This window comes from Pedobacter duraquae (genome assembly GCF_004362245.1).
Lineage (GTDB): Bacteria > Bacteroidota > Bacteroidia > Sphingobacteriales > Sphingobacteriaceae > Pedobacter > Pedobacter duraquae.
Genome location: NZ_SNWM01000005.1, coordinates 1 through 13,686, shown reverse-complemented (window position 1 = coordinate 13,686; position 13,686 = coordinate 1). Strand labels below are relative to the sequence as shown.

The window sequence follows — 13,686 nt, the reverse complement described above, 5'->3', positions numbered from 1 at the left end:
GTTTATTTAATTAGACGTGTTCCTGATTGTTGCCCTTCGCGGAGCAATTCTTCCGCCTGCCCTATATATACCGCCGAAACGCCGGAGCGGATAGCTTCGAAGGCATTATGCAGCTTTGGAATCATTCCTCCAGACACTACACCCTCTTCTTTAAGTTGTTCAAACTGACCCATGCGAATCTCTGAAACAACAGAGTTATCATCTTCAACATCGCGAAGTACTCCTTTTTTCTCGAAGCAATAGACCAACGTAGTTGTATACGCGGCAGACATGGCCACCGCAATAGCTGAGGCAATAGTATCTGCATTGGTATTGAGTAGTTGCGTATCGCCATCGTGGGTAATTGCACAAAACACAGGAACAAGACCTATATTCAGCAAGCCGTTGATGGTATCTACAGCAATAGAAGTTTCACTAAGATCACCCACGAAACCGTAATCTATTGTTTTTACAGGCCGTTTTACTGCGCGGATGGTATTCCCGTCTGCTCCACTTAATCCAATTGCATTGCAATTTTTCGCCTGTAGTTGTGCCACTACATTCTTATTGATCAGACCGGCATAGGCCATCGTCACAATACGCAGCGTCTGTATGTCGGTAATCCGCCGCCCGTCTACCATCTTAGGCTCTATACCAAGTGATATACCCATTTCCGTTGCAATCTTTCCGCCGCCATGAACCAGTATTTTTGCACCCTTAAGCTTGCTGAAATCTTCTAAAAAGTAGTGTAGCTTTTCAGAATCGTCAATTACGTTTCCACCAATTTTAACAATAGTGAGGGTCTCTTTCTCCATGCTGGTTTAAAAACCCTAAGATAGGTTTTGTAAGAGGTCTTTCAAAACTGCCTGTGCTGCCCATAGGCGATTTCCCGCTTCATGGATTACCAATGAATTGGGACCGTCCAGAATTTCTGACGATAATTCCAGGTCCCTACGTACGGGAAGGCAATGCATTACCTTGGCATCGTTAGTCAACTTCAGCTTTTCATTATTCATCATCCATCCGTCCGGATAGGTAAGTACTTTGCCGTACTCTTTAAAGCTGGACCAGTTTTTAACATAAATATAATCTGCACCTTCAAGTGCTTCTTCAAGGTTATACTTTATTTGTGCTCCTGGCGTGAAGTCTTCGCTAAGCTCATAGCCTTCAGGCTGTACAATAGTGAAGTCCAGCCATTGTTCATCCTGAGCCTTACACATCCATTCCGAAAATGAGTTAGGTACTGCCTGAGGCAACGCTTTTACATGCGGCGCCCAAGCCAGTACCACTTTAGGTTTTCCAGTACCCTTCCAGGTTTCTTTGATCGTTACCAAATCGGCCAGACTTTGAAGTGGATGGCGGGTAGCACTTTCCAAGCTTACAACAGGAACGCCACAATATTTAACAAACTTATTGAAAAAGTCCTCATTGTAATCTTCGTCCCTATTAACCAGCTTAGGAAAAGAACGTAGTCCGAGGATGTCACAATACTGCCCCATTACAGCAGCAGCTTCTTTGATATGCTCTACGGTGGTACCATTCATTACCACACCGTCCTGGGTTTCCAGGGCCCACCCTTCTTTATCCATGTTCATCACCATAACGGTCATGCCCAGGTTAATTGCGGCTTTCTGTGTACTCAATCGCGTTCTTAAGCTTGGGTTTAAAAAAACAAGACCAAGGGTCTTATTTTTTCCAAGATCGTTCGAACCGTAAGGATTCGCTTTAAGTGCCAGGGCATCCTGAACAAGTTGATCGATGTTGTCTACATCATTAACACTTGTGAACTGTTTCATGTATCTAATCTTATAAGTAATCGAAAAGCTAGTTTTCTTTTAAAGCCAGGGTGAATTTTTCCAGGAAATGATCTGCATGAGCCTGAGAAAGGTTTAATGCAGGGAGCAGTCTAATTACATTAGGCTTAGCCTCACCAGTAAAAATATGCTGTGTAAACAACAGGTTTTTCTTAACGTGACTTAACTCCTCCGGCAAGTCTATACCGATCATCAGTCCGCGACCGCGCACTTCTTTGACAGCATCGAAACCTTTAAGTTGTTCAATCAGATAGCTACCAACAGCCGTTGCATTGCCCATTAAATCGTCTTGCTCCATAATTTCCAATACAGCTAATGCTGCAGCACAGGCCAGGTGATTACCACCAAAGGTGGTTCCCAGCATATAATGCCATGGCTTAAATTTAGGCGCAATAGCTATTCCTGCAACAGGAAAACCATTACCCATTCCTTTTGCCATGGTATACACATCGGCTTCTACACCGGCATAATCATGCGAATAAAAAATCCCTGTACGTCCATAACCACATTGCACACTATCTGCGATATAAACAGCATTATATTGATCACAAAGTTTGCGAATGGCCTTAAGAAAATCTACGCTGGCTTCCCTGATTCCACCAACGCCCTGAATACCTTCAATAATAACTGACGAAATTTCCTCACCGAAATCAGCAAAAGCTTTTTCAAGCGCTTCGACATCGTTATGAGGTAAGAATATCACATTATCAGTTTGGTTAACCGGAGCGATAATTTTAGGGTTATCAGTTGCCGACACAGCGAGGGATGTCCTGCCGTGAAATGCTCCTTTAAAAGCAATTACTTTTTTTCTATTGTTATAAAATGAAGCAAGTTTAAGTGCATTTTCGTTTGCTTCTGCACCAGAATTGCAAAGAAATAACTGATAGTCTTCTTTGCCAGAAACTTTCCCTAATTTTTCTGCAAGTTCTACCTGCAGTGCAATCTTAACAGAGTTAGAGTAAAAACCTACTTTGTTCAGCTGATCTGTTAAGCGTTTTACATAATGTGGGTGTGTATGGCCGATAGAAATTACAGCATGGCCGCCATAAAGGTCCAGATATTCCTGTCCTTTTGCATCCCATACCGTGCTACCTAAAGCTTTAACAATTTCAATATCATTTAGTGGATATACCTCAAATAAGTTCATTTTTTTTAGTTTAATACAGTGAATAAATTGATGAGTGAGAACGTGTTTAAAAAGCTGCTGCCTTTAGCCGCAGCCCCTGCCGTTCTCCAAGTCCAAACATCAGGTTCATATTCTGAACTGCCTGTCCGCTGGCACCCTTTAACAAATTATCAATTATACCTACTATGAACAGTTTATTACCGTGTTTCTCTAGATGCACCAGGCACTTATTGGTATTTACAACCTGTTTAAGATCTATATTTTTTTTGCTTACATGCGTAAATGCTGCATCAGCATAATAGGTTTCATACAATGAGTAAGCCTCTTCCTCACTCAGCTCTGTTTCCAGATACATTGCTGCAAGAATACCCCTGGTAAAATCGCCGCGTTGCGGGATAAAACTGATTGGTACTTTCAGCGTAGCATCCAGCTGCAGCAAACTTTCGCCAATCTCATTGAGGTGCTGATGTTCGAAGGCTTTATACACGCTCATGTTATTGTTACGCCAGCTGAAGTGTGAAGTGGTGCTTAAGCCTTGTCCGGCTCCGGTTGATCCTGTTGTTGCATTGATGTGAACTTCTGAAGTGATCAATCCCTTTGCTGCCAGCGGAAGTAATCCCAATTGGATACATGTTGCAAAACAACCAGGATTAGCTACATAGCTTGCAGTTTTCAATTTTTCACAGTTCAACTCAGGAAGTCCATACACCCATTTATCATTTGCCGCAGACTTAAGACGAAAGTCCTGGCTCAAGTCTATGATTTTGATGCGGCTTTCGAAAGGATTAGCATCCAGAAATTTCTTGGCATCGCCATGTCCCACACAGAGGAACAACACATCAATATCTTGTGACAGCGTACCTGTGAAACGCAGGTTAGTATCACCAAAAAGATCTGTATGAATATCAGAGATCAGATTGCCCTCGTTACTGTTACTGTGCACAAAGGAAATTTCAACTTCTGGATGATTAATCAGGAGACGGAGCATTTCTCCCCCTGTATATCCTGCCCCACCGACAATACCAGCCTTAATCATTTTCACCATTCACTTTATGCCAGATCATAACCTGATTCCCAAATATTTTAGAGAAGCCTTTTACGTCATCTCCATTCCAGGTATTGTTCATCTCTCCGTAGCTACCAAATTTATTGCTCATCAGATCATGTTCAGATTCGATTCCGATGATCTGGAAACGGTAAGGCAAAAGTTGAACAAATACTTTTCCACTAACCATGTGCTGCGTATCCTGTAAGAAAGCTTCGATATTACGCATAATCGGATCATGGAATTGACCCTCGTGCAACCAGTTACCATAGAAAGATGCAAGTTGCTCTTTCCATGACAATTGCCATTTGGTTAACGTATGTTTCTCAAGTGTATGATGTGCTTTGATGATGATGATCGGTGCTGCAGCCTCAAAACCAACGCGACCTTTAATTCCAATGATCGTATCACCTACATGGATATCTCTGCCTATTCCATAAGGCTGTGCGATCGCCTGCAATTTCTGGATGGCCTGTACCGGAGCAAGATTTTCTCCGTCGATACCCGTAAGCTCCCCTTTGGTAAAAGTTAGCTCTATACGGCGTGGTTCAGATTCAGAAACCTGTGTTGGCCATGCTTCTTCCGGGAGTGCTTCATTTGATGTTAGAGTTTCTTTTCCGCCTACAGAAGTTCCCCACAAACCTTTATTAATTGAGTATCTTGCTTTCTCTGCACTGTACTCAACACCATGCTCATTTAAATATTTAATCTCCGCTTCGCGGGATAATTTAAGATCTCTGATTGGCGTGATAATTTCTACCTCGGGAATGATGATGTTAAAAATCATATCAAACCTAACCTGGTCGTTACCTGCGCCGGTACTTCCATGGGCAACATAATCAGCACCAATTTTCTTTACATAATTCGCTATCGCTGTAGCCTGACTAACACGCTCTGCGCTCACAGAAAGTGGATATGTTGCATTTTTCAACACATTCCCATAGACAAGGTATTTGATACATCCTTCATAATAATTTTTTGTCTCATCTACTACCGCATGTGAAGCTACACCAAGTGCGTAAGCACGCTTTTCAATTTCCGCCAATTCTTCTTCAGAGAATCCTCCGGTATTGACAATTACGGAATGCACTTCCAAATCACGGTCTTGTGAGAGATAGATGCAGCAAAATGAGGTATCTAAACCTCCGCTAAAAGCTAAAACGACTTTCTTCTTCATATAATCTGGTGTTTAACAGATCCCAGCGCAGGGATCTATGGTAAGGGCTATTTAAATAAAAGGGAAAATAATATCAGGGGTTTCTTTTTGATGATCATTTTTTGCTTGATCTGCATAAAGCGCTCATAAAGCTTCGGCTTTTTTTGCAGTTCCTCAGCAAACTTTTTGGCTACATCGTGTTTCTGAGTAGCAGGGTCGTATAACATAGCCGTGCACATACAGTTTTTGCGTTCCTTCATCTTTAAAATCTCGAAGTTCACGCAACTTTGACAGCCTTTCCAAAAGTCTTCATCCTGGGTAAGCTCAGAATAAGTAACAGGTTCATAACCCAAATCAGAGTTGATTTTCATCACAGCCAATCCGGTAGTCAATCCAAAGATTTTTGCTTTGGGATACTTCATCCTGGACAGTTCGAAGATTTTTTCCTTGATGGCATGAGCTAACCCGGCTTTTCTAAATTTTGGGCTTACGATAAGTCCGGAGTTCGCAACAAACTGTCCATGGCTCCAGGTCTCAATATAGCAGAAGCCTGCCCAGCTACCATCATGGTGGAAAGCGATAACTGCTTTACCGTCGATCATTTTACCTGCAACATACTCTGGCGAGCGCTTCGCTATTCCCGTACCGCGGGCTTTAGCAGACTCGGCCATTTCTTCGCAGATTTCTTCTGCAAAGACACGATGTTCAGGAAGTGCAACCTGCACTATAAAATCGTTTATATTCATTAATATGATAACGAAAAAAAATAAGTAATCTGATTAATTGGATTTTAAGAGGTGAATTAATTCCTCTTTACATTGAGTTTAGGATTAACTCAAATACGTGGTGTGTAATTTTGCCGGCTTGTAACTACAAAAAAAACGGGACACAAACGCGCGATAAACAAACCTTTAGAAGCAAAAAAAGCAGCCTCAGGAATAGAAAGTTTATATGTGTTTTGTTTGTTCATTTTCTGTATACAATACTGTTTTAAATTAGTTGAGGCGCAAAGGTTTAAATAAAATTCGAGTTGTGCAATACGTTTTTAATTTTTTTACATTTAAGACAGTTTTCTTTACACGCGAATCGAGCCAATTATTTGCCTGTAAATATTGAATTTTTACCTCAAAAAAGTAACAATAAAATGAAGCTCGTATTACATTGGACAATAAACAAATCCATTTAAGTGTTGTTACTTTGCGTAAAACACTAAGACATGTCTTTACTTTTTTCTCCACTTACAATTAAAAATATACGTTTTAAAAATAGAATCGCTGTTTCCCCAATGTGCCAATATTCATCAGTTGATGGATTTGCATCTGATTGGCACCTTGTCCATCTCGGCAGTCGTGCCATTGGTGGTGCAGGGCTAATCATCTCAGAGGCAGCGAGTGTCTCGCCTGAAGGACGGATCTCTCCGGGTGATCTTGGCATTTGGAATGACGACCATGTACATATGCTCAAACGCATTACAGACTTTATACACGATCACGGATCTGTGGCTGGAATTCAGCTCGCGCACGCGGGCAGAAAGGCCAGTTTTCAAGCTCCGTGGACCAGAGTTACTGAACAATTAAAACCTGGCGCCGGGGGCTGGCAGACTGTGGCGCCGAGCGCAGTGCCATTCAACGCTGAAGATACAATTCCTCAAGCTTTGAGTTTAACAGGAATTGATCAGGTGAAGTTAGATTTCCGATCCGCAGCAAAACGTTCGATCGAAGCAGGCTTCAAAATCATAGAGTTACATGCAGCACACGGTTACCTGATCCACCAATTCCTTTCACCACTAAGCAATAAACGAACCGATGAATATGGTGGCAGTTTTGAAAACAGGATTCGTTTCTTGCTCGAGGTTATCGCATCAGTACAAGAAGTGTGGCCTTCAGAAAATCCGTTGTTTGTGCGTATTTCTGCGACCGACTGGGTTCCGGGAGGTTGGTCAGAAGAAGAATCTATAAAGCTGTCGGCAATACTAAAAGACAACGGCGTAGACCTGATCGACACCTCATCTGGCGGTCTCTCCCTGGAGCAGCAAATACCGCTATCACCGGGTTATCAGGTGAGTTTTGCAGCGTCCATAAAAAAGGAGACCGATATGTTTACTGGTGCTGTTGGACTGATCACAGATGCCGTACAGTCTGAGGAAATCTTGAAAGCAGGGCAGGCAGATTTGATCTTTCTGGCACGTGAATTTCTTCGCGATCCCTACTTCCCATTACATGCAGCAGCAGAACTGGAGACAGATCTAAAATGGCCGGTGCAATACGAGCGTGCAAAACCGAGATAATAGCACTATAAAAAGATACAGAAAGTAATTCTGTAATTTCGTTTCATCATAAAAAACACAATTATGTTTGACAAACTAATAGCGGCACAACAAAAGGCCGAAGAGATTAAAAAAAGAATGGATACAGTATCTGTATTCGGAGAGGTTGAGGGTGGTGCTATCCGCGTTACTGCAACAGCTAATAAGGCAATTACAGCAATAGAGATTGATGCTGATTTTTACAAGCAGGCTGATAAAGAAGAAATTGAAGAGTTACTACTTACCGCTGTAAATAAGGCTTTAGATCAGGCAGAAAAAATAAACGCGCACGAAATGCAGGCAGCAACACAAGATATGCTGGGCGGACTAGGCGGAATGTTTGGTGCTTAACACAAAATTTAACATATGAAATATACTTATTATGGCCAATCTTGCTTTCTACTTGAAGCAGATGGGAAAAAGTTTCTTTTTGATCCTTTCATCACGCCAAATCCATTGGCAAAACATATAGATATTACTGCCATTGAAGCTGACTATATTCTTGTTAGTCATGGTCATGGTGATCATGTTGCTGATCTTGTAGCTATTGCAAAGCAAACAGGAGCACTGGTAATCGCAATGGTTGAGGTTGCAGGATGGGCGGAAAAACAAGGGGTTACAAATCTTCATCCAATGAATTTCGGACGTCAGAAATTTGATTTCGGAACAGTTCGTATGGTTTGGGCAACCCACTCAAGTTCACTTCCAGATGGGAGTTATGGTGGTAACCCTGCGGGTTTTGTATTAGAGACTGCAGGAAAAACGATCTACTTCGCCGGGGATACTTCATTAAATTACGATATGAAGTTGCTTGCGGACCTTTACCGTTTAGACTACGCAATCTTACCGATTGGCGGAAACTATACAATGGATGTTGATGATGCACTATTGGCAACAAAATACATTAATTGTGACAAAGTAATTGGTGTACATTACGACACTTTCCCGCAGATTGAAATTGACAGAAAAGAAGCCCTTGCTAAATTTGAAAGAGAAAACAAAACACTTTTGCTTCCTGGCATTGGAGAAACAATAACGATTTAATCGCAAAAGGGCCGCAGTATTGCACTTACTACGGCCCTTTTATTTTTAGTGTGCTGCTAACCAATTAGCACCTTCACCAATTTCTATCTCTATAGGGACATTGGTTTGAATAGCTGATTTCATGCGATGCGTAATAATGCTTTTCATTGCCTCTACCTCTGTTTTTAAGACATCAAAGACAAGCTCATCATGCACCTGCATAGTCATTTTTGACTGAAGGTTCTGTTCTTTCATATCCCGATGGATGTTGATCATTGCTATTTTAATCAGATCTGCCGCCGACCCTTGAATAGGTGCGTTGATCGCATTTCGTTCGGCAAATCCACGTACCGTCTGGTTTGCTGAGTTAATATCCCGCAAATACCTTCGTCTTCCCATTATTGTTTCTACGAAACCATTTTCTCGGGCAAAATTCATTGTGTCCGACATATATCTTTTAATCCCGGGATATTGTGCAAAATACTGCTCAATCATTTCTGCGGCTTCTTTACGTGGAATACCTAAGTTTTGCGACAAACCAAAGGCAGACTGACCATAAATTATCCCGAAATTAACAGCCTTTGCATTCCTACGCTGCGTTGAATCGACTTCTTCAATCGTAACACCATACACTTTTGCAGCAGTTGCGGTATGAATATCTATACCCTTGTTAAAAGCGTCCAGCATATTTTCCTCCTTGCTAATCTCTGCAATTATCCGCAGTTCAATCTGAGAATAATCTGCAGACAGTAACACATGGTGCTCATCTCTAGCTATAAATGCTTTCCGTACTTCTCTTCCGCGCTCTGTACGGATAGGGATATTTTGCAGGTTGGGGTTATTTGAGCTTAGCCGCCCGGTTGCTGCCACAGCCTGATTGTAGCTGGTATGTACCCTACCCGATTTCGGGTTAACCAATAGCGGTAATGCATCTACATAAGTAGATTTCAATTTCTGAAGTTGTCTGAAATCCAGGATATCCTGAACAACATCGCTTTTATGTGCTAAAGCCAATAGAACGTCTTCCCCCGTTTGGTACTGACCGGTTTTCGTTTTCTTGGCCTTAGGATCAAGCTGTAACTTATCAAACAATACCTCGCCAAGCTGTTTTGGGGAAGCCAGATTAAACTGTACACCACATTTATCAAATACGTTTTGTTCAAAACGGGATATATCCTTCTCCAGCTCCAGTGAATAGGCTTTTAAGGTCTCAATATCTATACGGACGCCCTCCTTTTCTATATCCGCTAATACATAAATTAGTGGGTTCTCAATTTCGTCGGCTAACTTTTCAGCGTTCAAATCTTTTAACATAGGACCGAATATATTTGCCAATTGCAAAGTAACATCAGCATCCTCTGCGGCATAATCCACAACCTTTTCTACCGGAACATCCCGCATTGTACCCTGATTCTTTCCCTTCGCGCCAATCAGTGTTGTGATAGAAATCGGGCTATAGTTAAGGTAATTTTGCGCCAATAGATCCATCCCGTGTCTGGTATCGGGATCAATTAGATAATGTGCGAGCATGGTATCAAAAAGTTTGCCCTTCATGTGTACATCGTACCACTTTAGGACCAGGATATCGTATTTAATATTTTGGCCCACTTTGGCTATGTTCTCATTCTCCAAGACTACCCTAAACTCATCAAGAATCTGTTGTGTGATCTCCCGGTCGGCAGGCAAGGGAATATAGAATCCTTCATTCACGTTAATACAAAAAGACAGCCCAACGAGGTCGGCAAGATTAGCATCTGTTCCTGTTGTTTCAGTATCAAAAGAAATGCTTTCCTGTTCCAATAAACGAGAAAGGAGGTCTGCCCGCAATTCCGCTGTATCAATTAAGCGATAGTCGTGCGTAATATCTTCAATGGTTTTTGCTGCGGGCTGCTCAAATAATGACGGAGGTGCCACAAAGATCTTGCTTTCCCGTTCTGGCTGCTGGGCTACAGGGTTTCCAAACAGATCGGTTTGCATGGAAATATTATTCCGTGACTCACCAGTATTGAATCCTTCGCCGAACACGCGTTTGCCGAGTGTTCTGAATTCCAGCTCCGCAAATAGGGGCTCCAATAATTCTTTATTTGGCGCTGTGAGCTCTAAAGCAGTCTCATCAAAATCTACTGGCACGTTCAATATGATTGTGGCAAGTTTCTTTGAAATCATACCCTGCTCAGCGAAAGCCTCTACATTTTCACGCTGTTTTCCTTTAAGCTCGTGGGAATGAGCGATGATATTTTCAACTGATCCATATTGTTTAATCAAGAGTTTGGCGGTTTTTTCACCAATCCCCGGTATTCCTGGAATATTGTCAACCGCATCTCCCCAGAGGCCCAGAATATCGATCACCTGTTCCACATTTTCTATCTCCCACTTGGTCAGCACTTCCTTTACGCCCAGAATTTCCATGTCATTACCCATGCGCGCTGGCTTATAAATAAAGATATTTTCGGATACCAGTTGAGCAAAATCCTTATCCGGCGTCATACAATACACCTGGAAGCCTCTTTTCTCACCTTCTTTAGCCAGTGTGCCGATGATATCATCAGCCTCAAATCCGTCCTTTGTGATGACCGGAATATTAAATCCTTCAATAAGTTTACATACGTAAGGAAGGGCGATGGAAAGATCTTCAGGCATTGCCTGTCTATGTGCTTTGTACGCCACAAAATCCGTATGACGCTCTGTTGGGGCATCAGTATCAAAGACTACAGCGATGTGACTGGGGTTTTCTTTTCTCAACACTTCTAAAAGCGTATTAGCAAAGCCCATGACTGCAGAGGTATTCAAACCCGTAGAGGTAAATCTCGGACTTTTACTTAAAGCAAAATGCGCTCTGTAAATAAGCGCCATTCCATCTAGCAGGAACAATTTTTTCATAGTCAAAGTTAATTAATGTTCGCAGTTTTGTATCAAATATTCAATAATTTACGTTATTTGTTAAACTATGAAAGCGATGAAATCACTTGCAATAATCCTATTTTTTAGTCTGTTTACCTGCTGTGCTCTGGCACAGGATGCTGTTGTGATCGACAGCAGCAACTACATCAGAGGAACAATTAAAAATACAGATTATGCAACAGTAACTATTCTGAAAGATGACCTGACGCCAGTATTATACAAGGCTTCTGACGTTCAGGAATTTATATGGAACGGCGAAACGTACCTTAGTAAAAGAATCCTGATTAAGAAAAAAATGGAATCTCGATTTTTTAAGGTTATAGAACTCGGAACTGTTAACCTTTATGCCATTGGAGAAGGCCAAGAGGTAGAAGTTAGACAAAGTAACCGTCCCAGATTAACACCTTCGGTCGGCCTGGGCATGGGTAGTGGTGGATTTGGTGGCGTCGGTCTGGGAGGCGGAATCTCATTTGGGGGAGGCCGCAATTCTGGTGGACCGCGATCCAGGATGAAAGCTGTTTATTTTATTGAACGCCCCGGAACGGGACCAATTACAGAAATCCCTCTGAATAGCGATGCCCCCGCTGTTAAGTCACTGCTCTTGATCAAGTTAAATAACGACGAAGACCTGGCAGAACGCATTAAAGGAACTACAGAGTTTGACGCAAAAAGCATTGCAGCTTTTGTCAAAGCCTACAATGCTATGCATAAATAAGTTACAGGCTAAGTTCGTCCCAATATTCTACAGCACGTCTGTAGTGTGGAATTACAATGGAACCCCCTACTAGGTTCGCTATCATAAAGACTTCATTGATCTCTGCGTTGTTCACACCTTCATCATAACATTTCTCAAGGTGATACTTGATGCAGTCATCACAACGCAATACCATGGAAGCAACAAGGCCTAACATTTCTTTAGTCTTTACATCCAGAGCCCCTTCGGCATAGGTTGTTGTATCCAACGCAAAAAATCTTTTGATATTTGTATTGGCCGTTTCCATAATTCTGTCGTTCATTTTTGAACGATAGTCATTAAATTCTTCTACTAACTTTCCCATATTATTTATTTAATTCGATCATTGGATCCCAGAAAACAGTTTTAAAATCCTTGATCTGATCATCTAGAATCACCAACCCTTCGTTTTCCAGTAATTGCACCATAAGTTCTGGTGGAGAAAAATGGTACTTCCCCGTAAGCAAACCCTTGCTATTTACTACCCGGTGCGCAGGAACTCGCGGCATAGCTATACCTGCATTATTCATAGCATAACCAACCATACGCGCGGACCCACCTGCGCCAAGGCTTTTTGCAATAGCTCCATATGAGCTTACCCGTCCTTTTGGTATCATACGTACGATATCATAAACCTGTTCGTAAAATGTTGCGGTCATAGCCTGAATTGATTACTCCAACGAAAACTGAATGTAGTTAATGTTTTTGTCGTTTTTTAGATAGATCCGCTCATAATGCGTTTTAATGCAGAGCACTTCATTTGCAAATTCTGATTTGTAAAGCTGATTCGTGCTTTTGAAGCAAGGCAGACCTAAATCCATCACCGTTTGTACAGTATACTGATACAAGCCGTCGTTATCTGTCTTCAAGTTAATCATTCCACCTGGCTTAAGAATTTGCCTGTATTTATTTAAGAACCCGGGAAAGGTAAGACGCTTCTTCTCGCGGCTGTCCTGTGGCTGAGGGTCGGGAAATGTAATCCATATTTCATCAACTTCTCCGGGGCCAAAAAAACCAACGATATCTTCAATCTGAATTCTTAGAAACGCAAGATTGGCAATCCCTTCATCAACACCTGTCCGTGCACCTCGCCACAAACGATTGCCTTTCAAATCAATACCGATAAAGTTTTTCTCAGGAAATAGCTTAGCCATATTAACAGAATACTCTCCTTTTCCACATGCCAGCTCCAGCACAATCGGATTTGTATTTTTAAAATGTTGAAGTCCCCATTTCCCTTTTAAAGCTTCGCCTTCTTCCAACTGATAAACATTCCCGAAGTCGTTGATTTCCGAGAATTTCCTTATTTTATCTTTACCCAATGTTCAAGTTTTTTTCTGCAAAAATACAATTAAATCAGTCTTTTAAATATCTTTGGGTGTATTTCGTAATTACCAGTTAAAATCAAGCACATTGGAAAAGAATTCTAAAATCTATGTAGCCGGCCACCGCGGCATGGTTGGCTCTGCAATTTACCGCAAACTTGTTAAAGAGGGTTATACCAATATCATTACAAGGACTTCTGCTGAACTTGACTTACGCAACCAACAGGCCGTATCTGAATTCTTTGGTACAGAGAAACCAGACTATGTATTCTTGGCTGC

The 13,686-nt window shown here is 41.8% G+C and carries 15 protein-coding genes; 5 read left to right on the top strand and 10 right to left on the bottom strand.

The window, feature by feature from the left end; genetic code table 11:
- Positions 1 to 2: 2 nt before the first annotated feature.
- From argB to CLV32_RS17925, 6 genes are read right to left on the bottom strand one after another with little or no spacing between them, the layout of a single operon-like run.
- The gene (argB, locus tag CLV32_RS17950) at positions 3 to 794 is read right to left on the bottom strand and encodes an acetylglutamate kinase (RefSeq protein WP_133558125.1); all 792 of its coding nucleotides are present in this window, start codon (positions 792 to 794) and stop codon (positions 3 to 5) included.
- A gap of 15 nt (positions 795 to 809) precedes the next feature.
- Positions 810 to 1,775, bottom strand: a complete 966-nt coding sequence (locus CLV32_RS17945) for a Rossmann-fold NAD(P)-binding domain-containing protein (protein WP_133558123.1) — start codon at positions 1,773 to 1,775, stop codon at positions 810 to 812.
- A 28-nt stretch (positions 1,776 to 1,803) separates the two neighbouring features.
- Positions 1,804 to 2,940 carry an aspartate aminotransferase family protein gene (locus CLV32_RS17940; protein WP_133558121.1) on the bottom strand — a complete coding sequence of 379 codons (1,137 nt, stop codon included), beginning with the start codon at positions 2,938 to 2,940 and terminating at the stop codon, positions 1,804 to 1,806.
- Positions 2,941 to 2,986: 46 nt separating this feature from the next.
- Positions 2,987 to 3,964, bottom strand: a complete 978-nt coding sequence (gene argC / locus CLV32_RS17935; RefSeq protein ID WP_133558119.1) for an N-acetyl-gamma-glutamyl-phosphate reductase — start codon at positions 3,962 to 3,964, stop codon at positions 2,987 to 2,989.
- Positions 3,948 to 5,141, bottom strand: a complete 1,194-nt coding sequence (locus tag CLV32_RS17930) for an argininosuccinate synthase (protein ID WP_133558117.1) — start codon at positions 5,139 to 5,141, stop codon at positions 3,948 to 3,950. The genes argC and CLV32_RS17930 overlap by 17 nt, the downstream gene beginning before the upstream one ends.
- A 47-nt stretch (positions 5,142 to 5,188) precedes the next feature.
- Complete coding sequence (locus CLV32_RS17925; protein WP_133558115.1) at positions 5,189 to 5,866, bottom strand: Clp protease/crotonase-like domain-containing protein; 678 nt, start codon at positions 5,864 to 5,866, stop codon at positions 5,189 to 5,191.
- A gap of 470 nt (positions 5,867 to 6,336) precedes the next feature.
- Here CLV32_RS17925 and namA point away from each other — a divergent pair, with 470 nt between their 5' ends.
- The 3 genes from namA to CLV32_RS17910 all read left to right on the top strand — a co-directional run bounded on the left by namA (position 6,337) and on the right by CLV32_RS17910 (position 8,469).
- The gene (namA, locus tag CLV32_RS17920) at positions 6,337 to 7,407 is read left to right on the top strand and encodes an NADPH dehydrogenase NamA (protein WP_133558113.1); all 1,071 of its coding nucleotides are present in this window, start codon (positions 6,337 to 6,339) and stop codon (positions 7,405 to 7,407) included.
- A gap of 63 nt (positions 7,408 to 7,470) precedes the next feature.
- Positions 7,471 to 7,776 (top strand): YbaB/EbfC family nucleoid-associated protein, encoded by a 306-nt coding sequence (locus tag CLV32_RS17915; RefSeq protein WP_133558110.1) that lies wholly within the window; start codon positions 7,471 to 7,473, stop codon positions 7,774 to 7,776.
- A gap of 15 nt (positions 7,777 to 7,791) precedes the next feature.
- Entirely contained in the window at positions 7,792 to 8,469 is a 678-nt protein-coding gene (locus CLV32_RS17910; protein WP_133558108.1) for a metal-dependent hydrolase, read from the top strand.
- A gap of 45 nt (positions 8,470 to 8,514) precedes the next feature.
- Here the strand turns inward: CLV32_RS17910 and polA are convergent, their stop codons facing one another.
- Positions 8,515 to 11,328 (bottom strand): DNA polymerase I, encoded by a 2,814-nt coding sequence (gene polA, locus CLV32_RS17905; RefSeq protein WP_133558105.1) that lies wholly within the window; start codon positions 11,326 to 11,328, stop codon positions 8,515 to 8,517.
- Positions 11,329 to 11,404: 76 nt separating this feature from the next.
- Here polA and CLV32_RS17900 point away from each other — a divergent pair, with 76 nt between their 5' ends.
- Entirely contained in the window at positions 11,405 to 12,064 is a 660-nt protein-coding gene (locus CLV32_RS17900; protein ID WP_243732350.1) for a hypothetical protein, read from the top strand.
- Between the two features lies 1 nt (position 12,065).
- Here CLV32_RS17900 and CLV32_RS17895 read toward each other — a convergent pair whose 3' ends face one another.
- From CLV32_RS17895 to trmB, 3 genes are read right to left on the bottom strand one after another with little or no spacing between them, the layout of a single operon-like run.
- Positions 12,066 to 12,407 (bottom strand): carboxymuconolactone decarboxylase family protein, encoded by a 342-nt coding sequence (locus tag CLV32_RS17895; protein WP_133558101.1) that lies wholly within the window; start codon positions 12,405 to 12,407, stop codon positions 12,066 to 12,068.
- Position 12,408: 1 nt separating this feature from the next.
- Complete coding sequence (locus tag CLV32_RS17890) at positions 12,409 to 12,741, bottom strand: MGMT family protein (RefSeq protein ID WP_133558099.1); 333 nt, start codon at positions 12,739 to 12,741, stop codon at positions 12,409 to 12,411.
- A 12-nt stretch (positions 12,742 to 12,753) separates the two neighbouring features.
- Positions 12,754 to 13,404 (bottom strand): tRNA (guanosine(46)-N7)-methyltransferase TrmB, encoded by a 651-nt coding sequence (gene trmB / locus CLV32_RS17885; RefSeq protein WP_133558097.1) that lies wholly within the window; start codon positions 13,402 to 13,404, stop codon positions 12,754 to 12,756.
- A 91-nt stretch (positions 13,405 to 13,495) separates the two neighbouring features.
- On the opposite strand from trmB, the gene CLV32_RS17880 reads away from it, so the two are divergent.
- A partial coding sequence (locus CLV32_RS17880) for an NAD-dependent epimerase/dehydratase family protein (protein ID WP_133558095.1) occupies positions 13,496 to 13,686 on the top strand: 191 nt, incomplete at its 3' end.